At 53.6% G+C, this 24,718-nt stretch carries 19 protein-coding genes and 1 pseudogene; 11 read left to right on the top strand and 9 right to left on the bottom strand.

The genetic code is table 11. The annotated features are described in order from the left end of the window. Positions 1 to 7 precede the first annotated feature (7 nt). Entirely contained in the window at positions 8 to 916 is a 909-nt protein-coding gene (locus tag VB712_RS11175) for a CoB--CoM heterodisulfide reductase iron-sulfur subunit B family protein (RefSeq protein WP_323254652.1), read from the bottom strand. 258 nt (positions 917 to 1,174) lie between these two features. Here VB712_RS11175 and acpP point away from each other — a divergent pair, with 258 nt between their 5' ends. The 6 genes from acpP to VB712_RS11145 all read left to right on the top strand — a co-directional run bounded on the left by acpP (position 1,175) and on the right by VB712_RS11145 (position 6,948). Next, the gene (gene acpP, locus VB712_RS11170; protein ID WP_323254650.1) at positions 1,175 to 1,420 is read left to right on the top strand and encodes an acyl carrier protein; all 246 of its coding nucleotides are present in this window, start codon (positions 1,175 to 1,177) and stop codon (positions 1,418 to 1,420) included. A gap of 116 nt (positions 1,421 to 1,536) precedes the next feature. Beyond that, positions 1,537 to 2,787: a beta-ketoacyl-ACP synthase II gene (gene fabF / locus VB712_RS11165; RefSeq protein ID WP_323254648.1), complete on the top strand. Its 1,251-nt coding sequence runs from the start codon at positions 1,537 to 1,539 to the stop codon at positions 2,785 to 2,787. 113 nt (positions 2,788 to 2,900) lie between these two features. Next, positions 2,901 to 4,337: a NupC/NupG family nucleoside CNT transporter gene (locus tag VB712_RS11160; protein ID WP_323254646.1), complete on the top strand. Its 1,437-nt coding sequence runs from the start codon at positions 2,901 to 2,903 to the stop codon at positions 4,335 to 4,337. A 15-nt stretch (positions 4,338 to 4,352) separates the two neighbouring features. Next, positions 4,353 to 5,066 carry a hypothetical protein gene (locus VB712_RS11155; protein ID WP_323254644.1) on the top strand — a complete coding sequence of 238 codons (714 nt, stop codon included), beginning with the start codon at positions 4,353 to 4,355 and terminating at the stop codon, positions 5,064 to 5,066. Between the two features lie 3 nt (positions 5,067 to 5,069). Continuing rightward, a complete protein-coding gene (locus VB712_RS11150; protein WP_323254643.1) occupies positions 5,070 to 5,699 on the top strand; it encodes a DUF3318 domain-containing protein in 630 nt (209 codons plus the stop codon). Positions 5,700 to 5,733: 34 nt separating this feature from the next. Next, a complete protein-coding gene (locus tag VB712_RS11145) occupies positions 5,734 to 6,948 on the top strand; it encodes a M20 family metallopeptidase (RefSeq protein ID WP_323254641.1) in 1,215 nt (404 codons plus the stop codon). Positions 6,949 to 7,012: 64 nt separating this feature from the next. Here the strand turns inward: VB712_RS11145 and VB712_RS11140 are convergent, their stop codons facing one another. Continuing rightward, entirely contained in the window at positions 7,013 to 8,716 is a 1,704-nt protein-coding gene (locus tag VB712_RS11140; RefSeq protein WP_323254639.1) for an ATP-binding protein, read from the bottom strand. Between the two features lie 15 nt (positions 8,717 to 8,731). Between VB712_RS11140 and VB712_RS11135 the strand changes: the two genes are divergently transcribed. Then, positions 8,732 to 8,869, top strand: coding sequence for a hypothetical protein (locus tag VB712_RS11135; protein WP_323254637.1), 138 nt, complete (start codon positions 8,732 to 8,734; stop codon positions 8,867 to 8,869). A gap of 201 nt (positions 8,870 to 9,070) precedes the next feature. Here the strand turns inward: VB712_RS11135 and VB712_RS11130 are convergent, their stop codons facing one another. Beyond that, positions 9,071 to 9,682, bottom strand: coding sequence for a TetR/AcrR family transcriptional regulator (locus VB712_RS11130; protein ID WP_323254635.1), 612 nt, complete (start codon positions 9,680 to 9,682; stop codon positions 9,071 to 9,073). Positions 9,683 to 9,773: 91 nt separating this feature from the next. On the opposite strand from VB712_RS11130, the gene VB712_RS11125 reads away from it, so the two are divergent. The 3 genes from VB712_RS11125 (at position 9,774) to VB712_RS11115 (ending at position 12,979) form a co-directional block, all read left to right on the top strand. Next, complete coding sequence (locus VB712_RS11125) at positions 9,774 to 10,964, top strand: HlyD family efflux transporter periplasmic adaptor subunit (RefSeq protein WP_323254634.1); 1,191 nt, start codon at positions 9,774 to 9,776, stop codon at positions 10,962 to 10,964. Between the two features lie 111 nt (positions 10,965 to 11,075). Then, entirely contained in the window at positions 11,076 to 12,242 is a 1,167-nt protein-coding gene (gene devC / locus VB712_RS11120; protein ID WP_323254633.1) for an ABC transporter permease DevC, read from the top strand. Positions 12,243 to 12,253: 11 nt separating this feature from the next. Beyond that, positions 12,254 to 12,979, top strand: a complete 726-nt coding sequence (locus VB712_RS11115) for a DevA family ABC transporter ATP-binding protein (protein WP_323254632.1) — start codon at positions 12,254 to 12,256, stop codon at positions 12,977 to 12,979. Positions 12,980 to 13,018: 39 nt separating this feature from the next. Here VB712_RS11115 and VB712_RS11110 read toward each other — a convergent pair whose 3' ends face one another. Next, positions 13,019 to 15,256 carry an ATP-binding protein gene (locus VB712_RS11110; protein WP_323254631.1) on the bottom strand — a complete coding sequence of 746 codons (2,238 nt, stop codon included), beginning with the start codon at positions 15,254 to 15,256 and terminating at the stop codon, positions 13,019 to 13,021. Positions 15,257 to 15,711: 455 nt separating this feature from the next. Here VB712_RS11110 and VB712_RS20480 point away from each other — a divergent pair. Then, positions 15,712 to 16,012, top strand: a pseudogene (locus VB712_RS20480) (hypothetical protein); the annotation flags it as partial. Between the two features lie 210 nt (positions 16,013 to 16,222). Here VB712_RS20480 and pstB read toward each other — a convergent pair. The 5 genes from pstB to cobN form a co-directional block, all read right to left on the bottom strand. Next, positions 16,223 to 17,020 carry a phosphate ABC transporter ATP-binding protein PstB gene (gene pstB, locus VB712_RS11105; RefSeq protein WP_323254630.1) on the bottom strand — a complete coding sequence of 266 codons (798 nt, stop codon included), beginning with the start codon at positions 17,018 to 17,020 and terminating at the stop codon, positions 16,223 to 16,225. 122 nt (positions 17,021 to 17,142) lie between these two features. Continuing rightward, entirely contained in the window at positions 17,143 to 18,045 is a 903-nt protein-coding gene (pstA, locus tag VB712_RS11100) for a phosphate ABC transporter permease PstA (RefSeq protein WP_323254629.1), read from the bottom strand. Between the two features lie 66 nt (positions 18,046 to 18,111). Then, on the bottom strand, positions 18,112 to 19,083 hold the full coding sequence (gene pstC, locus VB712_RS11095; RefSeq protein ID WP_416236324.1) for a phosphate ABC transporter permease subunit PstC: 972 nt from the start codon (positions 19,081 to 19,083) through the stop codon (positions 18,112 to 18,114). Between the two features lie 95 nt (positions 19,084 to 19,178). Next, positions 19,179 to 20,303, bottom strand: a complete 1,125-nt coding sequence (pstS, locus tag VB712_RS11090) for a phosphate ABC transporter substrate-binding protein PstS (protein WP_323254627.1) — start codon at positions 20,301 to 20,303, stop codon at positions 19,179 to 19,181. 352 nt (positions 20,304 to 20,655) lie between these two features. Further along, complete coding sequence (gene cobN, locus VB712_RS11085; protein ID WP_323254626.1) at positions 20,656 to 24,690, bottom strand: cobaltochelatase subunit CobN; 4,035 nt, start codon at positions 24,688 to 24,690, stop codon at positions 20,656 to 20,658. Positions 24,691 to 24,718 lie beyond the last annotated feature (28 nt).

Here is a 24,718-nt window from a genome sequence, read left to right as displayed (position 1 = left end):
CGCCGGGTTAGATCAGCCCTAATTTCCCTAACACTGGCTGGGTTGAAACCACATGGCGATCCAACCCCAACACCTGCGGGTCTAACCCTAGGGCTAACCCCACCAATTGGGGTAGGTGTAGCACGGGCAAATTCAGGGGTTCACCGATGACTCGGGCAATTTCCGGCTGGCGAGATTCAAGATTGAGGTGGCAGAGGGGGCAGGGGGTAACGAGGCAATCGGCCCCGGCGGCGATCGCCTCCCGTAAATGTTTCCCCGCCATCTTAAAGGAGGTTTCCGTCGCATAGCTGGAAATCGGCCAACCACAGCATTGGGTTCGCCCTGGATATTCCACCACCGTTGCCCCCAAGGTGGTAAACAGATCCTCCAAAGATTGGGGCCGGAGGGGGTCATCGTAGGGGAGCGTGCTTTGGGGTCGCAGGAGATAGCAGCCATAGAAAGAGGCACAGCGCAAACCCGTCAGAGCTTTCACCACCCGTTCCCCCAACGCTTTTAACCCATAATCCCCCACCAACACCCAGAGCAAATGCTGCACCACAGTTGTTCCTCGGTAAGGCGTACAGCCCTCCTGGGTGAGAAAACCATTCACCTGATTGAAATAGTCCGGTTGATGAACTTGGGCGTGCTTGAGCCGTTCATCCACATGGCCCAACACCCCTTGGCAGGTACTACAGTGGGTCAACATCGGCAGGTTCAAACTTTCCGCCAGGGCAATATTGCGGGCGTTGACGGTATCCTCCAACAGTTGGGAATCTTCTTTGAACGTGCCGGAGCCACAACAGGCCGCTTTTTTCAACTCCAACAGTTCAATCCCCAAGTGCGCCGTCACCGCCGCCGTGGAATCGTAGAGTTCCCGGCAGGCCCCCTGGGCCACACAACCGGGGAAATAGGCATAGCGCAGAGCAGGGACAGACATAGGCGATGAATCCGGAATCGGGACGGGCGAGAGCAACCTACATCCTAAAGGCAGTACTCTCCTTTTCATCCTCTCCCACGGCCTGCCCTGAGGTGGTAAACTGTTGAAATTCTTTAAGAATTACAGATTCAAGGCGATCGCAGTAGACCGCCATTACCACGGAAAAAGAATGCCCACTTTCCGGGTATGATGGAGAACGCTGCGAATCAACGTGGTTTTATTCTGCCCATAGCAAAGCATTTTGAGGTTAATCCAAGCATGAGCAAAGACGATATTTTTGAAAAGGTGAAAGCGATCGTCACCGAACAACTGGAAGTTGAGGCCGACAAAGTCACGCCGGAAGCAACCTTCGCCAGCGATTTAGGGGCAGATTCCTTGGATACGGTGGAATTGGTCATGGCCCTCGAAGAAGAGTTCGATGTGGAAATTCCCGACTCTGTTGCCGAAGGGATCGACACGGTTCAAAAAGCCGTCGATCACATCTACGAGTCTCAGCAGGGCTAAATTCACCCATCAAGCCTCCCTTTTTGTTCATGCTACACCCAAAATCATCAATGGGTGATCTGGCCGCCATGCGGGTGATCTATTCAGGTCTTCTCCTCTTTTAGCATTCAAGGATTATGACAAACTTTCCACGCAAACGGGTCGTCATTACGGGTCTCGGCGCAATTACGCCCATCGGCAACACCCTATCCGACTATTGGGATGGGTTGATGAGCGGACGGAACGGCATTGGCGAGATTACCCATTTTGATCCCTCAAACCATGCTTGCCGGATTGCGGGGGAAGTCAAAGGCTTTGATCCCCATCACTACCTTGAACGCAAAGAAGCCAAACGGATGGATCGCTTCGCTCAATTTGGAGTTTGTGCCAGTAAACAAGCCCTCGCTGATGCGGAGTTGGTCATTGATGAACTCAATGCTGACCAGATTGGGGTTTTGATTGGCACGGGGATTGGCGGATTGAAGGTGATGGAGGAGCAACAGGAGATCTATCTCAATAAAGGCCCCTCCCGCTGTAGCCCCTTCATGATTCCGATGATGATTGCCAATATGGCCGCTGGCCTGACGGCCATCCAAACCGGCGCGAAGGGGCCCAACTCCTGTGTCGTGACCGCCTGCGCCGCTGGCTCCCATGCGGTGGGGGATGCCTTTCGGATTATCCAAGGGGGCTATGCGAAGGCGATGATCTGCGGGGGTACGGAGGCAGCGATTACGCCTTTATCCTTCGCGGGTTTTGCTTCCGCAAAAGCCCTTTCTACCCGCAATAAAACACCTCAAAACGCTTGTCGTCCCTTTGATAAAGACCGCGATGGTTTTGTGATGGGGGAAGGGGCTGGCATTTTAATCTTAGAAGAACTCGAACACGCCCAAGCACGGGGTGCGAAGATTTACGCAGAAATTGTCGGCTATGGCATGACCTGCGATGCGTACCATATTACGTCGCCGGTTCCCGATGGCCAGGGGGCAACCCGGGCCATGGAGTTGGCGATGCAAGATGGGGATTTAACGCCGGAGCAGGTGGACTATATTAATGCCCATGGCACGAGTACCCCGGCCAATGATGTGACGGAAACCCGGGCGATTAAGAAGGCTTTGGGGCAACGGGCTGCGGAAATTGTCGTTAGCTCCACCAAATCGATGACGGGGCATTTACTCGGTGGCTCTGGAGGCATTGAAGCGGTGGCCACGGCAATGGCGATCGCCCATGACCGCGTTCCCCCCACGATCAACCTCACCAACCCCGACCCAGAATGTGACCTAGACTATGTGCCGGGAGAGAGCCGCGCCCATACCGTTAATGTTGCCCTTTCCAATTCCTTTGGCTTTGGGGGCCACAATGTCACGTTGGCTTTCCGTAAATTCCAGTAACCCTGAGCGATCCGACAGAAATCATACTATTATGCCCTTGGCGGGGCAGAGCAGATTTATCCTGAGCCAATGCCCCGGCAACTGAAGTTCATCTTCCCCATGGATAAACGATTGTGGATCTTTTGCTAAATCTTATCTCTGCCTTGGGCATTGGTGTTTTGTGTGTAATTGCGTGGCTTGGCTCGGAAAATCGCCGCGTTGTCCAGTGGAACGTGATTATTTTTGGCATTGGGCTACAGCTTCTTGTGGGGGTTGTAGTTTTTGGCGGTGGCAGTACGTTTATTGCCGGGATCAATAGTGTTATTGATCCGATTTTGGATGCTTCCGAGGCGGGGGCTAAATTCCTGTTTGGGGGGCCCAATTCCCTCCTGGCCACTGACCCCAACATGATGGCGGGGCCGGGGCCAGCGGCACGATGGATTGCCCGCGCTGTGGGCAATGGTTATGTGGCTGTTCCGGGCGATCGCCTCGGCCCTGATAACCTCAACCCTGGTTTTACCTACGTTCTCGCCTTCCGCGCTCTGCCCCAAATTATTTTCTTTGCGGCGTTGGTGGGGTTGCTCTATCGCATGAATGTGATTCAGCCCATCGTGCGGGTGTTTGCGGTTATCTTTCAGCGCACGATGAAAATTAGTGGTGCGGAATCTGTCGCGGGGGCGGCGAATATTTTTGTGGGGATTGAATCGGCGATCGCCGTTAAACCCTTCCTGCCGAAAATGACCCGCAGTGAACTCTGTGCCATCCTCACCAGTTGTTTCGGCTCCATTGCCTCTTCGGTCTTGGGGTTATATGCGGGATTTTTGCGGGGCAGTTTTCCCGGCATTGCCGGCCATTTAGTATCAGCCTCGATCCTCACCATCCCCGCCTGTTTTGTCATTTCTAAACTCTTGGTTCCTGAAACCGGCGAGCCGGAAACCATGGGGGGGGTTCCCGTTGAAGAAGTGGATGAGAATGCCAAAAAGCCCACCTATATGGATAGCCTGATTGTTGGCGCGTTAGATGGGGTGAAGATGGCGGTGGGGATTGCGGCGGTGTTGATCGCCATTTTGGGCGTGATTGCCCTGATCAATGCGCCCTTTAACCAATTATCGATCTGGTTAGGAGCGACGGGGGATGATTCCCTTTTGGGGCAATTTTTCGCTCAACCGCTGCGCAACCTGATGGGGATGCTCTTTTTACCCCTCACATTTTTAACCGGCGTTGCCCTCGATTGGCAAAACCTCTGGACATCTTCCCTGCTCATTGGTCAGCGGGTGTTTGAAACCAGTATTCCCCCCTATTTGGCCCTCAATAGCCTTTCCCAAGGGGGGCTGATTAGCGATCGCGCCCTCTTAATTGTGAGCTATGTCCTCTGTGGCTTTGCTCACCTCGCTTCCTACGGTATTTTCGTCGGGGGGCTATCCTCCCTCGTCCCAGAGCGGCGATCGGAAATTTCCGACCTCGGTTTTAAAGCCCTCTGGGGGGCAACCCTGGCCACCTTGATGACCGGAGCCGTCGCCGGGCTATTCTTCGGCTTGATCGGCAACCCCACCAGCATTATCAATGGTTAATTTGGAGCAGCAATGATGAGCAAACGCACCCAATGGTTTATTGGCTTAATTGGGTTAACCGCCGCCCTGCTGGTGAGTTGGCAATGGCACCCCAGCCTCTGGCAAGATCACTCCCCCGCCTACGCCCAAACCCCAGCGGCGACCCCCGTTCCCAACCCCGCCGCCAGCCCTGAGGCTCCGGCCCCCGTCCCTAATCCGGCAGCCGTCCCCCCGGAACCTCCCGCCCCCACGGTTGCAACCTTACCGCTCAACAGTGTTCCCTATACTGATCCGGGACAACGCTTTCAAGTGGGGATTCTTCAGGGCTATAGCCCCAATACCGTGGCCGGTGTTCCCTTATTTGAATCGCCTCTGGTTCAACTCCCCGATAATCGCACCATTCCCGCCGGAGCGGTGGCCTATACCGTCGCTGTGCGGCCCCGCGCTACCGATGCCCCCCTCAATGTCGGAGCCTTAGGTCAGGTGGCGATCGATACGTTCCGCAATGGGGAAAACTTTGAAGTGGGAGCGGTGGAACCCTTGGGAACCGATGCCGCCCAAACCCCTTGGCAGGGAACCCTCACCACCGGAAGCAAAACTGAACCCATGCAAGGGATGATCATTACCCGGCAAATTCCGGGGCGGGTGCTGATTTTAATGGTGGCAGCCACGGAAGCCGGTGCGGATCAACTGCCATCGGTGGCCCAAACCTTGGCCCCCACCCTCCAGGCCATGGCGGCGGAAGGTTAAACCGTGGCTAAACCCCGCTCAGGCTATCGGGGGGTTGACCCCCAGGTTGAAGCAGAAATTGCCCGGTTGCGGGAATTAATGCCTGCGTCGGGGCGGATGTTGGTGGAAATTACTCCCCAACCCCAACAGTTAGAGGTGATCACCGCTGCTTTTCCCTACCCCTGGCGGTGGGGCCTGCGGCCAGTGGCGATTAATTTTAGCCTCTGGCCCAAATTATCCCGCCCCCAACGGGATTTACTCTTTTTGCGGATGGTGGCTTGGTTGCTGCAAGTGCAGTGGTTTAAGGCGGATTGGTTCCAAGCCTTAACCTTGGTAGGTGTGGCCGGCACAGGGTTTGAATTGCTCCAACAGGATCCGGTGGGGGTTCTGGTGGCGGGGGGGTTAACGGCGGTGGCGGCCCGGCAACTGTGGCGGGATTTTCGCAGTCCCCAGCGGGAACTGGATGCGGATCAAGAGGCGATCGCCGTGGCCCAACGGCGGGGCTACCGTTTAGCAGAAGCGGCGGAATATTTAGGGGCAGCCATTGAAACCAGTGCCGCCCTAGGGGGTCGCCCCCATTTAACCGCTACGGAATTGATGCGGTTACAAAACCTCAAGGCGATCCGGGCCAATGCAACAACGGCCAAGCCTTAGGCTAAAGTGGAGGGATGAATTTCTGACTGCTCCTATGATTGCCGCTATCCCCACTGCTCCCTCCCTCGACCTCACCGCTGTTCGCCTGGAGATCCGCACCCTCCAACAGGAATTAGTGCAGTGGCGACGGCAGATCCATCAACAGCCAGAATTAGGGTTTAAGGAAGAACAAACCGCTGCCTTCATTGCGGCCCAATTAACAGCTTGGGGGATTCCCCATCAAACCGGCATCGCCCACACGGGCATTGTCGCCACCATTGAAGGCCATGCACCAGGGCCAGTGTTGGGGATTCGGGCGGATATGGATGCGCTGCCCATTCAGGAATTGAATGCGGTTCCCTACTGTTCCCAGCGGGATGGGGTGATGCACGCCTGCGGCCATGATGGCCATGTGGCGATCGCCCTTGGGGTAGCCCATTATCTCAACCGCCATCGGGAGGCCTTCCGGGGTACGGTGCGGCTGATTTTTCAACCGGCGGAAGAAAGTCCCGGCGGAGCCAAACCGATGATCGAGGCGGGAATTTTGGCAGATCCTCCCATGGATGCGATCATCGGGCTGCATCTGTGGAATAACCTGCCCTTGGGAACCGTAGGGGTGCGGAGTGGGCCCTTGATGGCGGCGGTGGAATGTTTCCGCTGTACAATTTTTGGCAAAGGGGGCCATGGGGCGATGCCGGATCAGACCGTGGATTCCGTGGTGGTGGGGGCGCAGATTGTTAACGCTTTACAAACCATTGTTTCTCGGAATATTCGCCCCTTAGATGCTGCCGTTGTCACCGTGGGGGAATTCCATGCGGGAACAGCTTTAAATGTGATTGCTGATACGGCGCGAATGTCGGGGACAGTGCGCTATTTTAACCCGGATTTAGCGGGGAAAATTGGTGAGCATATTGAACGGATCATTGCCGGAATTTGTGCGAGCCAAGGGGCAACTTACGACCTGAATTATTGGCAGTTATATCCCCCCGTGGTGAATGATCCAGGGATGGCGGAATTGGTGCGATCGGTGGCTTTGGAAGTGGTGGAAACGCCTTTGGGCATTGTCCCCGATTGCCAAACCATGGGAGGCGAAGATATGTCCTTCTTTTTAGAAGCTGTCCCCGGTTGTTATTTCTTCCTCGGAGCCGCTAACCCTAGCCTCGGTTTAGATTTTCCCCACCATCATCCCCGGTTTGATTTTGATGAAACGGTGCTTTGTTTGGGGGTTGAATTGTTTGTGCGGTGTGTGGAGCGGTTTTGTGGGGTGTAATCACCTGTAGGGGCGTTGGCGTAAGCCTGCCGGAGGCACAAAAATTTTTCGCCCTCCCCTGGTTTTAAAAACCCAAATCGCTGCGGGCGATCGCCGCTACTGCTGCTAATTCTGCATCGGGGAGATCTTGCCAATCTACAGCCCCGATTTCTCGGTAGAAATCTTGATCATAGGGGCGGGTACGGACAACGACGGGCATCGGGACGGCATGACCTAAAATTAACGCCTGCTGTTTAGAATCCAATTTTGCTAACACCGATCGCAGCGCCTGCCCCCCCGATACGCCGGTAAAAATGGCCTCAATATCCTTCTCATCATTGAGTAAACAGGTGATCCGCGTCCCCACTTGGGACATCACCTCATTATCAATGCCCGATGGCCGCTGATCCACCACCAACAGCGTCACAAAATACTTGCGCATTTCGCGGGCGATCGTGCCGAAAATGGTTTGATTGACAATGCCAGAATCAAGGAAACGGTGTGCCTCTTCGATGGTAATCACCAATTGTTGGGGGCGATCGCGTTCATCTTTGGAACGCAAAAACCGATCCGCTTTTTTGACATAACTGCTATGAATTCGCCGCGTGATCATATTCGTCGCCAACATATAGGAAAGCAGATTAGATTGAGAGCCAAACTCAATAATGACGTGCTTGCCCGCATCGAGATATTCCAATACTCGATCAATATAATTTTGGGGGACATTTCGGCGAATATATTTCAAGCTATCGAGGCGCATCAGCTTCCGTTGCAATGCCATAATCGAGCCTTTATGTCCCTGTTTCGTTTCACAAAATTCGGTAATTTCTTCATTAGTCAAACCTAATAATTGCGAAATCCAATCCTTGCCAAATTCCGAGGCCAAAATATTGGCATTATCTAAGCTGGCATCCGATAGCCCCAACTCCCGACTCACCAGCCGCAAATCTTCAATTTCAATCTGGTCATAGCTTAAATATAATTCCTGAGCATCCCGTACACCCCGGCGGTTAGTGGATTCGGGGTCAAGGGTGAAAATTTCAACGCGATGCTGAAATAATTGTTTTAACCCTTTAACGGTGCTGATTTGTTTGCCCTCCTTCATCGCTTCCCAACCATATTCGGAGTGCATATCAAACATCAAATTCACCCCCGCCTGCTTTTGAATAATCCCCGATAAAATCAACCGCGTTAAAAAAGATTTCCCCGTCCCCGACTTACCAAAAATGCCATTACTCCGCTCTACAAACCGCTCCAAATCTAAACAGACCGGCACTTCCATATCCAAGGGTTGCCCCACGGCAAAGTTTTTCCGCAAGGGATCATCTTCCCACCCAAACACCATACGAAAATCTCGCTCGCTGGCATCAAAAACCTGGCTAAAATGGCTCGGAATCGTCTTCACCGGCAATAAAACCACATCGCTATTGGTGTGGGCTGTGAAGGAGCCGAGGGCGCTGTCGGGCTTGGTTGCGTTGGGATTCGGTTGGGCATCGGGAATCAGCATCAACATCGGGGAGAGGTTGATTGTGCCGTAGATGCTGCTGCCGGTGAGGACGGCATGGAGGAAATCATCCTCTGGGGGGGGCGGGTTGGTGAGGATGCGGGGGCTGGTGGTTCCCAGGGTGACATCGGTGAGCAGGCAAAAGAAGCGCGATCGCACCCCTTCAATCACCAAAAACTTCCCCACTCGCATATCTTCCACGGAAACATCCCCATGGAGCCGCACCTCTATCCCTTGACTGAGGGAGCCTTGGACGACGGAACCGAGGGGGGGGTTGTGGTTCATAGTGACGATATAAGGATGATAGTTCTGTTGTGCCATTTTATCGGAAAAATGGGCGATGGGGGTTTATGGCTATTTTGTTTGGCGTTGGGGGAAGGGCCAGGGGAAGCGATCGCCGATGGGTATCACCACCGCATGAATTTGGTGATTTGCTGATATGGCATTAGCCCAGGGGATTGAGTGAAATCTAACTCCACCTCTATGATCGCCCAGAAACTGGTTTTTTTGCATCCCTCCCTTCCCCGCTATAGCCTCTCTGAAACCCGGTTTTTTTGCCGCCCAACCGAGAAACCAGGTTGCGATCGCCCTCTCGTTTGCCGCCTCAATCCTCTCAAAAACCCGGTTGCTAACCCCAGGCTAATTTTTTTGACTGGTAATCATCAGGATTAAACTATCCACTAACCGAGATTCCTCTAAAGGGATAATTTCCGCACCGGAGAGTAGATATTGTGTGATCAAATAATGGGCGATCGCCCCCACAAAAATGCGGGCTGTCGCTTCAGGATCAGCTACTTGTAAATGGGGGCAATGGCGGAAATAATCTGCGAGGGAATTGAGGGCGACGGCAGTAATTTCTTTTAAAAAGGTTTGGGCTAATTCGGGAAATCGCCCCGATTCCGCAATGACAGTGCGGATTAACCCTAAATATTCCCGGTCTTGAATGGGGACTTGCAGCATCGTCATCGCCACATGGCGCAATAGCCGCTCCGGCGGTTCATGGAGGCGGGCCGCAAATTGGGGTGGCTCCAAAATATCGGCAAACTTACTCAACACCAACCGCTCCATGATTGCCATAAATAGGCGGTCTTTACTCGCAAAATGGCTGTAAACCGTCGCCTTGGAAACCCCCGCTCCGCTGGCGATGCGATCCATGCTGGCGGCGGCATAGCCTTGGGCGAGGAATTCGGCGATCGCCCCGTCGAGGATTGCATTGCGTTTTGATGAACCATCCGTAACCATGGCGGGCATTCCTTCCCTTGACAAGACCTTACTAAACAGTTTAGTTTAAAAGCAACACTAAACTAAACAGTTCAGTTTTCTTGGCTCAGAGGTAGCTCCTATGTCCAATCTCCCGATCCATCTTCCCCAAAGCCAACCCTGGCAACGCTGGAGCATTCTCGGTTTTGCGTTGATCGGCCTCGGTGTTGGCGGATTTTATTGGCAACGGCAAGCCACAACCATCGAGGCGACCCCGGCCCCCGTCTTAGCTGCCGTCCCGGCTACCGTCACCGCCCTTGGTCGCCTCGAACCGGAAGGGGAAGCGATCCAAATCCATGCCCCCACCGCTAGCCAAGAGCAACGCATTGCAGAATTGCGCGTCGAGTTGGGCGATCGCCTCACCCCTGGGCAGATTATTGCGGTGTTGGATGGGAGAGATCGCCTCACGGCGGCTTTAGCTCAAGCAGAAAGCGATGTGCGCATTGCTCAGGCTCAATGGAACCAAGTGCGAGCGGGGGCCAAACCGGGGGCGATCGCCGCTCAACAGGCGGAAATTGAGCGGATTACCGCTGAACGTCAAGCCCAATTGCAAGCCCAAGGGGCGATTGTGGCGGAACGGGAGGCAGAATTAACCAATGCGCGGGCGGAATTGGTGCGGTATCAGTCCCTTTATGAGGCGGGGGCGATCGCCGCCATTGAGCGAGATCGCCACCAATTAGCCCAAGACACCGCCCAACGTCGCCTCGAAACCGCCCGCGCTGAACTGGCCCGCCTCCAAACCACCCAAGCCCCCGAACAGGCCCGCGCCGCCGCCACCTTGGATCAATTAGCGGAGGTACGAGCCGTGGATCTGCAACTGGCCCAAGCCCAAATTAGCCGCGCTGAAGCCACCCGCCAACAGGCTCAGGCCAATTTAGAACAGCTTTATGTGCGATCGCCCCGTAGCGGCGTGGTGTTAGATGTTTATAGCCAAGGGGGGGAAGTGGTAGCCCCGGAGGGGATTATTGAATTAGGGGAAACAGCGCAAATGGTGGCGATCGCCGAAGTCTATCAAAGCGATATTCACACCCTGCGCCCCGGTCAAACCGCCACCATCACCAGCCCCGCCCTCACTGAACCCCTAACAGGAACTGTCACCCAAATCGGGGCCAAAATCCAACCCCAAAACATCGTCAACACCGACCCCAGCAGCAACATCGACGGCCGCATCATCGAAGTAATCATTGCCCTCAATCCCGAAGCTAGCCAACAGGCCCAAGGGTTTACCAATTTGCAAGTGGAAATCCAAATCGCTTTGAGAAGTGAGAAGTGAGAGCAATTTAACATCATTATCTTCTCCTTCTGACTTCATCCTTCATCCTTCATCCTTCATCCTTCATCCTTCATCCTTCATCCTTCATCCTTCATCCTTCATCCTTCCCCCATGCTCTCCTCCCTCCGTCGTCGCACTTGGCTCGGTTGGCTCCAACTGAGCCATGAACCCAGTCGCCTCCTCGTTGCCCTTGCGGGGATTGCCTTTGCTGATGTGTTGATGTTTATGCAGTTGGGGTTTCAAGCCTCACTGTTTGATAGCAATACCCGTATTGCCCGCAGCCTAAACGCCGATATCATTCTTGTTAGCCCCAAGGCTAAAAATGCTCAAAACCTTTCCACATTCAGCCGCCGCCGTCTCTATCAAGCGCAGGATGTGGCCGGTGTGGCCCAAGCAATGCCCCTTTATTCCAGTATTTTGACCTGGAAAAATCCCCAAACCCGCCAAGATACATTGATCCAACTGATGGGTTTTGATCCCGCTCAGGATGTATTTCTGCTGCCAGAACTCAACGCCCAACAAGATATTCTTAAACTCCCTGATGTCGTGTTATTTGACCGCCGCTCGCGGGGACGCTATGGGGAGACAATATCCCAACTAGAAACCGGCCAATTTGTCACCACCGAAGCCGAAGGCCGCACCTTAACCATTCGAGGCCTAATCAGTTTGGGGGCCTCCTTTGGGACAGATGGCAGCTTAATGGCCAGCGATCAAACCTTTTTGCGCCTCTTGCCCCGTCGCAATCCTGGCAGCATTAGCCTGGGGTTGTTAAAGGTGGAGCCAGGGGCAGATGTGGCAACGGTTTCGGCACAATTGCGGCAACATTTGCCCTCCGATGTTCATGTCTTCACCCAAGCAGAATTTATCGCCAAAGAACAGAATTATTGGCAAAAAGAAAGCCCCATCGGGTTTATTTTCACGATGGGGACGGCCATGGCTTTTATTGTCGGTGTGGTGATTGTTTATCAAGTATTATCTACCGATGTGAATGCCCATTTACAGGAATACGCCACGTTTAAAGCCATGGGCTATCGCCATCGCTATTTGTTGGCGGTCATTTTTGAGGAGGCGGTAATTTTGGCAGTGTTGGGGTTTTTGCCAGGGGTGATTTTACCCATCGGGTTATATCGGATGGCGGCTCGGGCCACATCCTTACCCATCGCGATGACACTCTATCGGGCGGGGTTAGTGTTTGGTTTAACACTATTAATGTGTTTGTTATCGGGGGCGATCGCCACCCGTCGCCTTCAAGGGGCCGATCCCGCTGATATGTTTTAAATGAGGAAACAATGACCATTTCAGAAACCCAAACCAACCCCCAAACCGAGGCACAAACCGTGATTGCGATCGCCCATCTCGCCCACTATTTCGGTACAGGAGAACTGCGCAAACAGGTTTTACACGACATTCATTTAACGATCGCCGCCGGGGAAATTGTGATCATGACCGGCCCCTCAGGATCGGGAAAAACCACGCTGTTAACGTTAATGGGGGGATTGCGATCAGTGCAAACTGGAAGCCTACAATTCCTCGGCGTAGAACTCTGCGGCGCAACAGCGGCTCAACTCGTCTATATTCGTCGCCACATCGGTTATATCTTCCAAGCCCATAACCTCCACGGCAGCCTAACAGCCCTGCAAAATGTGCGTATCGGCTTAGAACTCCATCCCCAATACAATATTGCCGAAATGCGCGATCGCGCCATCCATGCCCTCGAAACCGTAGGATTAGGCGATCGCCTCAATTATTACCCCGCCAACCTCTCCGGGGGGCAAAAACAACGGGTGGCGATCGCCCGCGCCCTCGTCAGTCAACCCAAGCTCCTCCTCGCCGACGAACCCACCGCCGCCCTCGATCGCCAATCGGGCCGGGATGTGGTGACACTCATGCAAAAATTAGCCCAAGAACAGGGCTGTACCATCCTCCTTGTCACCCACGACAACCGCATTTTAGACGTAGCCGATCGCATCATCGCCATGGAAGATGGTCGGCTCTTGGTGCAGCCCTCACCCTAAATCCCCCTCCCAAGGAGGGCGAGGGACTATGAGGGGCAACTAAATCATTTTCGCAGGTTGATGGATGGGGATTTGAATCGTCATCGCTGTGCCTTGACCGAGGATCGAGCGACAGGTGAGAGAGCCATGGTGTTGTTCCGTGATGATTTGATTGCTGATGGATAGCCCTAAACCTGTGCCTTGGCCTTGGGTTTTGGTGGTGAAAAAGGGTTCAAAAATATGGGCGCGTACCCTGTCGGGCATTCCACAACCATTATCTTCAATTTTGACCACCACTTGGGGCCTTTGATCCTCCAGTTCAATGACTGTGGTAGTGATTTCAATCCGCCCCGGTTGGGGATCTGTAGATCCCTGCCAACGGGCTTCAATGGCCTGAATGGCATTGTTCAACAGATTAATTAATACCTGATTAAATTGCCCCCCATAGCAATCCACCAAAGGCAAATCACCATAGAATTTTTCAATGGTAATGCCGGGGGTATCGGATTTGGGTTTGGTGCGATAGTGCAAAATGAGCAGGATACTGTTAAGGCTATTGTGGAGATCCATCGCCTTCAGTTCCGATTGCTCATGGTGGGAAAAATGGAGGAGCGATCGCACCACCGTTTGAATCCGGTCAATCCCCGTTTGCATCGAAGCAATTAAATTGGGGAAATCTTCCGCAATAAAGTCTAAATCAATAGATTCCTGTTCCGATTGGAGGGCTGTGGCTATTTCCGATGGAGCCATCTGTTGATAAAAACTCACCAAGTTAAAAACATCATCAAAATAGTGCTGGGCATGACTTAGATTTCCAGCAATAAAGTTAATTGGGTTATGGATTTCATGGCACACCCCCGTAATTAACTGCCCTAAACTGGACATTTTTTCAGCTTGGGTGAGTTGTAAATGGGTTTGGCTGAGTTTGGTTAAGGCGGTTTGGAGTTTGGCGGTGCGGTCTTGGATTTGTTCTTCTAGGCTGGCGTTGACCCGTTGGGAAAGGTGGTAAAGGTGATGCTGTTGAATGCCGGAGGCAAATTCTTCACTGAGGGCTTCAATCAGTTGATGGTCGGAGGTTGTCCAGGGGTGACATTGACCATGGATCGATTCTTTCCACACTTCAAAGGAAAGCCGGGGCTGAACTTGTCGTTCATCGGGGTTGAATTCGCCGGCCCAGAGGGTTTCGGTGGCGATTTCGTCCCGAAAGAGGGTGAGGTAGCCAAAGGGTTGTTGTTCTAAATAGAGGGGGGCGATGAGCAGGCCGCGAATCGCTGTACTACGGAAAGCGGGCTGAATGTTGCGCAGTTGCGGTACGAGGTAGACATTGATCGTGCTCCAACTGGGTTGTGATTGTTGTGGGAAAAAGTTTTGCCAGGCGTGGGATTGCTCAATGGCTGTAAACCTTTGCCCTGGGGGAATCACAGGTTGGAGGCCGACGGTGATCACCGCTAGGGTATCGAGGGGTGAGGGGGCCTTGATGGCGGCGGCGGGATTGTCGAGATAACTTTCGAGGATGGTGCGGTTGAGGAAGAGGCGGCCGCCGCAGGCGCTGAGTTTTTCGACGGTGGTGGCGAGGGCAGCTTCCAAATCCATGGCGGTGATGGAATGGAGTTGCTGGCTAATGTGGTGAATGATCGCCTCCCGTTGGGCTTTTTCCTGGGTCGCTTGCCAGAGGTTGGCTTGGGCGATCGCCACCGCCAACTGATCCACCACCATCTGCACCCCCCGCAATCGGGTTTCTGAAACCGTCCAGGATTCGGAATGATGGCCCACCAATAGCCCCCAGGCGCGATTCCCATCGGGGATCGGAACCACGAGGGAGGCTTTTACCCCCATGGCGGTGAGGTATTCCTGATGACAGGGATCAAGGGGACGAAAGCGGATATCTTCGGGGATTTCAATGCTCGTGCCGGGGTTGTGGACACAACCTTGGCCGATTTTGCCGGTATCGACATTCACAATCGATCGCATCCGGGCCTTCATGAAAAGCTCACGGGCATGGGCGGGGATATCATCGGCAGGGAAGTTTAAGCCTAAGAGGGAGGGGAGGCGATCGCCATCTAAAGCCTCCGCCACCACCTGGCCATCCCCATTGGCGGCAAATTTATAAATCTTAATCCGATCAACCCCAAGAAAGTCCCGCACCTCCGCCGCCGTCACCGTTAGCGTATTTTCCAGGCTTAAAGATTGCAAAATCCGGCGACTAATCCGGTTTAACAATTCATCTACCTTGACATGGGCATCAGGCTCTTGGGGCAGGGTATCCAGCGCAAGACCTTGGGGGGTTTGAATATTCATAGAATCTATCAAAGGAGACGATGGACAATATAAATCGGCTCCTCCAGCGTAATTGCCAGCACAGATCTCCGAGGCTAGGTATACAGGAGAGCCAATATTCAATGCGAAGCGGGTAGCGCCATTCGGGATTTTTCTCAATCCCAACCTGAAGATTTTGGATCAATCAATGCTGCGATTACATTCAGTATAGCCGAATACCAGATCTTAACTCATCCCAATCCTCTCAAGTGAATCTCTGGCGAACCCCGCCCCGCCAAGAACTGAAGTTCTTGGCTTAGAACGAAAAAAACCTGTTAAAACAGGTTCGACCGGAGTAGGCGTTAGCCTACTTACGAAAATAGTGCGGGAGTCTTAGAGCAACGTCAATTTATTGCGGGGATGAAAGACGACACGAGGGACTTTAGTCGCCCTCCTTGGGCCAGTCGTGTTATGGTGATTATATTGAATTTCAAACGTCCAGGAACTATCACAAGGCTAAAAACCGACAGGCCTGGAAGCATTTAAGGGTAAGCAGGCAGCGTAATGAGTGGGCGGATTGCCTACTGCGTCATCCAATCTAACGATTTGGTCGCCTAGGAAGACTTGAATGTGAAAGGGTTAGTCTGCAATCGGCATCTGGCCAAGTCAGTAGTGAAGCGGGTTTGTATCCTGCGCCTGGGACGAACTACCGTGGGGCAAACGGGAAGTTATACGCTTGGGGAGATTAGACCTCTGGCTGAGTTGGAGCAATCCTGCTCGGTTAAGTCCGGTCGATGAACCAAGAATCCCCGTTGCTGTCTTCGCGGGGAGTGTCAAGCCATGAGCCGGGGATTTCAATCCCTGGCGATTTGAGGGAATTGGTATCAGTTCTGGCCGGGCATGAGCAAAGAGAAACCCAGAATGCGCCTCAGGCCTCCCCTAAAAGCCTGTAGGGGCGAAAAATTTTTCGCCCCTACACCGAATTAATGCAACAACCGGATTCCATCCTTAACCAAAGCGGCCGTTTACATAGTCCAACGTCAATTGATCCTGGGGGCTGGAAAAAATTGTTTTCGTTTCATCCACTTCCACCAAATACCCCACCCGTTTGCCGCCTTCGAGGGCTTCAGCATTGAAGAAAGCGGTGTAGTCAGAGATTCGCGCCGCCTGCTGCATATTGTGGGTGACGATCACAATTGTGTAATCCTGCTTTAGTTCCGCCATGAGTTCCTCAATCCGCAGCGTGGCAATGGGGTCAAGGGCGGAGCAAGGTTCATCCATGAGGATGACATCGGGTTTCAGGGCGATCGCCCGTGCAATACACAGCCGTTGCTGTTGCCCCCCCGAAAGGGACATCCCGCTTTCCTTGAGCTTATCCTTCACCTCATCCCACAACGCCGCCCGCCGTAGAGAAGTTTCCACCACTTCATCAAGGTTGCTACCGGGATAATTCACCCGTACCGCAAAGGCAATATTGTCATAAATGGTTTTGGGAAATGGGTTAGGCTGTTGAAACACCATACCCACCTTACGCCGCACCGCCACCGGCTCAATATCTTCACCATAGAGATCGATGCCACGATAGCGGATATGGCCCTTCACCACTGCCCCTGGCACTAAATCATTCGTGCGGTTTAAACAGCGCAACAGCGTACTTTTGCCACAGCCGGAGGGGCCGATAAAGGCAGTGATATGGTTGGCGGGAATACTTAACGTCACATCCCGGACAGCCCGAGATTTTCCATAGTAGACATCAACGTTTTGGATTTCAAAAATAGGTTGGGTTTTCACAGGGGCATGAATCATCACTAAATTTCGGTGAATTGGTTAAAAACATTAATAGGGCGCATCTCACTTTAACCCGCTCCCTTGAGGGAAAAATTTTTCCTGTCAACACCCCCCTGATTGAGGGGGGGCAGGTAATTCCCTTAATAGGTTTTTTGACGGCTAAAGAAACGCGCTGCAATGCTGAAGATCAAGACAAGCATCACCAACATCATCGCCGCCGCCCAAGCTAAATCCTGAGAAGCCTTGTAGGGAATGATTGAGAAGAAATAGATCAACACCGGCAGTGTTGCCACGGGTTGAAAGAGGTCATGAGACCAAAAGTTATTGTTGAAGGCGGTAAACAGCAGGGGAGCCGCTTCTCCCGCTGCTCGTCCTAGAGCCAAAACGATCCCGGTAATGAGGGCGGGTAGGGCCGCCGGAATCACAATATTGGCCACCATTTGGAACCGGGTGGCTCCGATGCCCATAGCAGCTTGGCGCATTTCATTGGGAACCAGCAATAAGGCTTCTTCTGTGGCCCGGACAATAATCGGTAACATGAGGACGGCGATCGCCACCCCCCCCGAAAAAGCCGAAAACTTACCCATGGGAATCACCACAATGGAGTAAGCAAACAAACCACACAAAATTGCCGGAACCCCGGTCAGCACATTACAGGAAAACTTGACAAACTGGGCAACTTTAGTCCCCTTGCCAAATTCCGCCAAATAAATCGCCGCCAAAACCCCAAAAGGCACAGCAATCACACTGGCAACCCCTAAGGTGATCAACGTCCCAATGATCGCATGGCCAAAGCCCCCTTCCGTTAAACCCGGTGGCGGCGGCAATTCCGTAAACACGGTGGGAAATTTCAGTTGATTAATCCCCTTCTTAGATACCCCATACACCACCGCCCCCAGAGGAATCAACACCGAAGCGGTGAAAATCACCGTGAGCGATGTTAACACCACCGATAAAATACGGCGATAGCCGGGAATCGCTTTTTTTGATAAATCTAAATCTTCAGTCCCGTTGGGCAATGGCCCTTTATCTGCAATATCCATGGTTATGTGGTTGTAATCTCAATACTCAGGAGGCAAGAATTCAGTTAGCATTCAGTGAGCATTCAACTAGCGTTCAACGTTTTGAAAACGGCGAATAATCAATTCCGCCATAATATTCACCACCAGAGAAAGCACCATCAAGACTAACCCCGCATACATCAGCGCCGACACCTGGAGACGACCCGCTTCCCCGAATTGAGAGGCGATCAGGCCGGTAATCGTCGCCCCCGGTTGAAGGATGGAAATATCAATGCGGTTGGCATTCCCCACCAGCATCGCCGCCACCATCGTTTCCCCCATGGCTCGCCCTAGGGCCAACATTACCGAACTCACGATTCCCGACAGTCCCGCCGGAATTAATACCCGCAAGATAGTTTCCCAGCGGGTTAAACCCAAGGCTAAGGAACCACTCCTCAGGGATGGGGGCAACACTTCAAAGGTACTGCGGGTAATGGAGATGATAATCGGCACAATCATCACCGCTAACACTAATCCCACAATCATCAGGTTATTCCCTCGGGGTGCGCCGCCGCTAAAGAAAGGAATCCAGCCTAAATTTTTGTTCAGGAATTGGAAAAAGGGCCGCAAAAACGGCACTAAAACGAAAATCCCCCAAATCCCTAGCACCACACTGGGAATGGCTACGATTAATTCAATGGCAAAGGCAATGGGGGTGGTGATATAGCGAGGGACAAAATCTTCGGTGAGAAAGATGGCTACGCCTACACCAATGGGAATCGCCAACAGTAGGGCAATAAAGGACGTGATCAATGTTCCGTAAATTTGCGGCATTACGCCGTAAATGTTATTGACGGGATCCCAAGTGCTATTAAAAAGAAAGCCCAAGCCAAACTTTTGCAGGGCTTGGCTACTGGAAAGGCCGGTTTGAATAATCACCCAAACCAGCACAGAGCCAGCACCAATGGCGAGGGTCAAGGTTAAACCCCAAAAACCAATATCAATCACCCGTGCGGGGGTATTTTTTTTCTCAAGACTAGAACTGCGGTTAAAGCCAGAAGGAGAGTTCACGATAGCCATCTTGACTGTTAATTTTTATAGGGTATTCGCTTATGGGGAGAGGGGCAGCGGTGAATCATGGAGATATTGTCCGCTGCCCCATGGATGGGAAAAGTTTAACCGGCTTTGACGCTATCGAGGGCCTCTTGAATCCGTTCAATCAACGGCTCAGGCATTGGCACATAGTAGAGTTCCTCGGTAATGGCCTTACCATCGGGGCTTAAAGTCCATTCTAAAGCGGCTTTGAGGGCTTCCCACTTGGCAGAATCTTCATATTCCCGATAGACCATCACCCACACCAACCCAGAAATGGGGTAAGCATCGGGGTGTTTGGGGTCGGGAACGAGGAGTTCAAAGTTTTCGGGGATTTCTTCGCCTTCAAAGGCTAAGGAGGCGTTAGCGGGGAGGGTGTCGGGGTAGTTTCCGGCGGCGTTTTCAATGCGGGCGACGGGAATGTCGTTTAATTCCGCAAAGGCGTAGGAAATGTAACCGATCGCCCCTTCGTTTTGCTGAATGCCAGCGGCAACGCCTTCATTGCCCTGACCACCAATCCCTACGGGCCAATCGACGGAAGTCCCGGCTCCGGCTTCCCAACCAGGGCAGACGGTATCGAGGTGGTTGGTGAACACAAAGGTGGTGCCGGAACCATCGGAGCGGTGAACCCAGGTGATGGGCAGGTCAGGGAGTTCTACGCCTTCGTTGTCGGCGGCGATCGCCGCATCATTCCAGTTGGTGATCTGGCCGCCGACAATGCCGCAATAGGTTTCGCGGGAGAATTTGATTTCCGCATCCACACCAGGGAGGTTATAGGCAAAGATCACATAACCGCCGACGATGGGCAGTTGCAGGGGTTCGTAGGGATATTTCTCACCGAAGGATTTCATGCGGTCTTCGGATTCGGTGATCGGGGCTTCACTGGCTCCGAAGTCCACCGTGCCGTTGATGTATTGCTCTAAGCCTGCGCCACTTCCCACGGATTGATAGCTGACTTGGACATCCTTATTCACTTCGCGGTTGTAGGTGTCAAACCAGCGTTGGAAGAGGGGGGCGGGGAAGGTCGCGCCGGCCCCGCTGATGGCGATGATTTCGCCAGTACCCTCGGTGGTGACGGGGGGCGCATCGTCATCACCTTCAGTCCCTTCAGTGACGGTTCCTGTGCCACAGGCGGCGATGCTCAAGGAGAGAAGAGTAGCGGTTAACAGGGTGAACTTGCGACGAGAAAGGGATTTGAACGATAGCATGGGTGGCCTCAGGAAAATTTTTCTGAAATTTCAAAACGGGATGGATGTCCCGATAGCTGCTCTTACTAACTTTGGGGAGTTCCCCGACAGGATCGCAGATGGGCGATCGCTGGCGTGAGCAGCAACGGATTTTGGAGGACGCTATTTGCAAATCAACGTATAATGCAGGTTAGTCCGGCTCAATTGAGTAACCTCTGACCGCTCTACAAATGGTTGGATGCTTTGCGGACGAACGTTCCAAATGGGGCAATCTTAAGACCCAAAGGTTAACGGGGGTTTAACAGAATGTTTAGGGAGAACTATTTTTTCCCGAAGTTTTGCTATGGATGGGACTGAAATCTTCAAGGGCCGATTAATCCCCCATCGCTTCGATCACGCCTTCGGCACTGTGGGCGATCGCCCGCAATTGATCCAACAATTCCCCCGGCACATCTTGCCACATCCCCCGCTGTTGGGCTTCAATCAGCCGCTCCGCCATATCCCGTAAGGCCCAGGGGTTTTTCGCCTCCACAAATGATCGCACTTCTGGATCGAGGATATAGGCTTGCGCCACGCCCTCATACATAAAATCCGCCACACAATGGGCCGTCGCATCATAGGCAAAGAGATAATCCACCGTCGCCGCCATCTCAAAGGCCCCCTTATAGCCGTGGCGCATCACCCCCGCAATCCATTTCGGATTGATGACACGGGAACGATAAACCCGCTGAATTTCCTCTTGCAATGTGCGAATTTTTGGGTTTTGGGGTTGGGAATGATCACCAAAATAGGTGATGGGTTGCTGACCGGAAATGTGGCGCACCGCCGCAGTTAAACCGCCTTGGAATTGGTAATAATCATCGGAATCGAGGAGATCATGCTCGCGGTTATCTTGGTTTTGGAGGACAATTTGGCGATCCGTGCCAGCGTACCCATCGCCCAACCGCCGCGCAAAGGCCTCCGGCGCACTTTCCCCGATGCCTGAACCTGTATAGGCATAGCTGCTCCAATTCACATAGGCCCGCGCCAAATCCGCATCACTGCTCCAGTTTTGCGCCTCAATTAGCCCCTGTAACCCCGCCCCATAGGCCCCTGGCTTGGAGCCAAAAATCCGGTATTGAGCGCGGCGTTGGGCTTCCTCCGGCTCTAACCCCTCCTGCTGCCAAAATTGCTGATCTGCCTGAACCTGAGCCGCTAAGGGGTTCTGCTCCGGCGGTTCAGCCAAACTGGCCACCATTGCCACCGCCCGATCCACCAGATCAATCAAATTCGGGAACCCATCCCGGAAAAACCCCGAAATCCGCAGCATCACATCCACCCTTGGCCGTCCCAACACCCGCAGGGGAATCACTTCAAAATCCACCACCCGCCGCGCTAACCCATCCCACACGGGCTGTACCCCCAAGAGGGCTAAAGCTTGGGCAATATCATCGCCTCCGGTGCGCATCGTTGATGTTCCCCATACCGACAGGGCCAACCGGCGAGGATAGTCCCCCTCTTCTTGGCAATAGCGTTCAATCACCCGCTCCGCTGCCTTGCGCCCCACGGCCCAAGCGGTTTCCGTGGGGATGGCGCGAATATCAACGGAATAGAAATTGCGCCCCGTAGGCAGGACTTCGGGCCGGCCCCGCGTCGGTGCGCCACTGGGGCCAGCAACAATATATTCCCCATTTAACCCCCTGAGGAGTTGGTGAATTTCCTGGTCTGTTTGGGCGAGGTTGGGGATCAGTTCGGTTTGGAGCCATTGCAATTCTTGGGTGGTGGCGGGGCCTAGGGGTTGCTGGTTTTCAACGAGGTAAGCGGCTTTGGATTCGAGCAGGGTGACGAGATCCCCGACGGTTTGCGGCCCTGGGGGAGGATTGGGGATCGGCGTGTTGTAGTCCTGCTGAAGTAAATCGAGGTCATAGCCAAGATCTTGGGCGATCGCCCCCCTCAACCCCAACCGTCCCAGCCCCGGAGCGCGGGCAATGGCAATCACCAGATCCCGCCATTGGGTTCCGGTGGGGACTTGGCCGAAAATGTGTAGGCCGTCGCGGATTTGGGCTTCTTTGAGTTCGCAGAGATGGCCATCGGCACGGGTGAGGAATGCGCTCAAGGTTTGGCGGTTGATGTCGCTAATCCCTAAATCTTCGTGGAAGTGGCAGGCTTGGACGGCGGCGGTGAGGCGATCGCCTATCAAGCCTAACCTTGAAGGATCGAGGCTTTGGGCTTCGTAATATTCATCAATCAGGGCTTCGATTTCCTGGAGGGGGCCATAGAGTTCGGCACGGGTGAGGGGGGGGGTGAGGTGGTCGAGGATCACGGCTTGGCTGCGGCGTTTGGCTTGGGAGCCTTCGCCGGGATCATTGACAATGAAGGGGTAGAAGTTGGGCAAGGGGCCAAGGGCTACCTCTGGATAGCAATTTTCGGAAAGGGCGATACTTTTCCCCGGCAACCATTCCAAATTGCCATGTTTGCCGAGATGAACGAGGGCATCAGCTTGGAAGTGCGATCGCACCCAAGCGTAATAGCCCAAATAATCGTGAGTGGGTTCTAAATCCGGGGCGTGGTAGTTCAAACTGGGGTCGCGATCGTAGCCCCGTGAGGGTTGAATGGCAATGAAAAGATTGCCCAGTTGCAATCCGGCAATGGGAATATCTTGCCCATTGAAAGCTCCCCACCGTTGGTTTACGCCTTGTTGAACTTCAAGGGGGAGCGTGGCGAAATAGTCGCGATAAGCTTCGGCTGTTAAGGTCTGATAAACGGGCCGGCCCTGCCAACCATCGGGATCATTCGTCACGCCTTGGGTGAGGGCAAAGATCAGATCATCCCCCGTTGCGGGAATGTTGCCGACCGTATAACCCTCTTCAGCCATGGCTTTAAGGATCGCCACACAACTGGCGGGCGTATCCAACCCCACGCCATTAGCCAGGCGGCCATCGCGGTTAGGATAGTTGGCCAGAATGAGGGCAATTTTGCGCTCCTGGATGGGTTTACGCCGTAAGCGTACCCAATGGGCGGCAAGGTTAACGACGAAATGGAGGCGATCGCCCTTTGGCTCATAAATCACCACATCGGTTTCTAAGCCTTGATGATCCGTTGCCACCGATTTAAAGGAAATCGCCCGCGTAATTACCCGGCCATCCACCTCCGGTAAGGCCACATTCATGGCCACATCGCGGGGACTCAACCCTTGTAACCCTGCGCTCCACTGCTCCACCGTCCCCCCACTGAGGATCGCCTGCAACACCGGCACATTCAACCGTTGCCACAGTTGCGGTTGTTCCGTTTCTCCCAATTTTGCCAGAGAAAAACTGGTGGTATTAATCAGCACATCAATGCCTGCGAGGGCTGTGAGTAATTGCTCATGCAACGTTATATCTTGCAACGAGGCCATAAACACCGGCCGCGCTTCTAATCCCATCAAGGCCAATTGCTCACATAGCCCTTGAATCGGGGCCAAATTTCCCGCCAAATAATGGGCGCGATAGAACAAAATGCCAACGATCCCCCCGGCTGCGCCGACCCCCTTAACAAGGGGGTTTATTTCTTCACCCCCCTTTTTAAGGGGGGCCAGGGGGGATCCTGATTCGCCTAGGCTGACGATCCCCCCGGCTGCGCCGACCCCCTTAACAAGGGGGTTTATTTCTTCACCCCCCTTTTTAAGGGGGGCCAGGGGGGATCCTGATTCGCCCAAGCTGACGATCCCCCCGGCTTCGCCGACCCCCTTAACAAGTGGGTTTATTTCTTCACCCCCCTTTTTAAGGGGGGCCAGGGGGGATCCTGATTCGCCCAAACTGACGATCCCCCCGGCTGCGCCGACCCCCTTAACAAGGGGGTTTATTTCTTCACCCCCCTTTTTAAGGGGGGCCAGGGGGGATCCTCCCCAAACTCCCAAACGGGGAACCGGCTGCGGCCCCAACACCTGATAATCCGTTCCCAAACCCTGATTACTCAACCATTGCAACCCTTGGGCAATATTCGCAACACCCCCCTCGATCAAATATTGCCAAAACTGATGAACTACCCCCAAGGGAGCCGTCGAATGGCTGATCAGTTCAGGATCGGGGCGATCGTCCCCCGGCAACACCAACAGCATTGCCCCCGTTGTCGCCACAATCTCCTTCACCACCTCCAACCCATAGGCCCAATAACTCCGTCCCCCCAACAGCCGCAAAATAATCACCTTGGCATGACTTAACACCTTCTCGCCATAATCATCAATGCTCAAAGGTTGCTGAAGTTGCAACAAATTCACCGCCCGGATCGGCGGGAAATCCGCAGGCAACGCAGGCAACGCAGCGGCAAGAGTTTGAATTTCCGTATCCGCACTGGTGAGGAACAGAATCGGGGCGGAGGTTTGTTCAACAAAAATCACGCCATCAGTGTCAGGAGTCCAGCCACCCGGCGTAGCGGCAATACGGTGCATAGGATTCAGGAGAATTTGGTACAGTGGC

It is taken from the genome of Spirulina sp. CCNP1310 (assembly GCF_034932185.1).
Lineage (GTDB): Bacteria > Cyanobacteriota > Cyanobacteriia > Cyanobacteriales > Spirulinaceae > Spirulina.
This window is presented reverse-complemented; position numbering and strand designations above follow the sequence as displayed.

Coding starts and splice junctions, on each gene's coding strand:
- VB712_RS11135 (WP_323254637.1), top strand. CDS start 8,732: ATGATAGTTCTGTTGTGCCATTTTATCGGAAAAATGGGCGATGGGGGT.
- pstB (WP_323254630.1), bottom strand. CDS start 17,020: ATGATTCATGCCCCTGTGAAAACCCAACCTATTTTTGAAATCCAAAAC.
- fabF (WP_323254648.1), top strand. CDS start 1,537: ATGACAAACTTTCCACGCAAACGGGTCGTCATTACGGGTCTCGGCGCA.
- VB712_RS11155 (WP_323254644.1), top strand. CDS start 4,353: ATGAGCAAACGCACCCAATGGTTTATTGGCTTAATTGGGTTAACCGCC.
- VB712_RS11140 (WP_323254639.1), bottom strand. CDS start 8,716: ATGAACCACAACCCCCCCCTCGGTTCCGTCGTCCAAGGCTCCCTCAGT.
- VB712_RS11110 (WP_323254631.1), bottom strand. CDS start 15,256: ATGAATATTCAAACCCCCCAAGGTCTTGCGCTGGATACCCTGCCCCAA.
- pstS (WP_323254627.1), bottom strand. CDS start 20,303: ATGCTATCGTTCAAATCCCTTTCTCGTCGCAAGTTCACCCTGTTAACC.
- devC (WP_323254633.1), top strand. CDS start 11,076: ATGCTCTCCTCCCTCCGTCGTCGCACTTGGCTCGGTTGGCTCCAACTG.
- VB712_RS11145 (WP_323254641.1), top strand. CDS start 5,734: ATGATTGCCGCTATCCCCACTGCTCCCTCCCTCGACCTCACCGCTGTT.
- acpP (WP_323254650.1), top strand. CDS start 1,175: ATGAGCAAAGACGATATTTTTGAAAAGGTGAAAGCGATCGTCACCGAA.
- VB712_RS11115 (WP_323254632.1), top strand. CDS start 12,254: ATGACCATTTCAGAAACCCAAACCAACCCCCAAACCGAGGCACAAACC.
- VB712_RS11175 (WP_323254652.1), bottom strand. CDS start 916: ATGTCTGTCCCTGCTCTGCGCTATGCCTATTTCCCCGGTTGTGTGGCC.
- VB712_RS11125 (WP_323254634.1), top strand. CDS start 9,774: ATGTCCAATCTCCCGATCCATCTTCCCCAAAGCCAACCCTGGCAACGC.
- VB712_RS11130 (WP_323254635.1), bottom strand. CDS start 9,682: ATGCCCGCCATGGTTACGGATGGTTCATCAAAACGCAATGCAATCCTC.
- cobN (WP_323254626.1), bottom strand. CDS start 24,690: ATGCACCGTATTGCCGCTACGCCGGGTGGCTGGACTCCTGACACTGAT.
- pstC (WP_416236324.1), bottom strand. CDS start 19,083: ATGGCTATCGTGAACTCTCCTTCTGGCTTTAACCGCAGTTCTAGTCTT.
- pstA (WP_323254629.1), bottom strand. CDS start 18,045: ATGGATATTGCAGATAAAGGGCCATTGCCCAACGGGACTGAAGATTTA.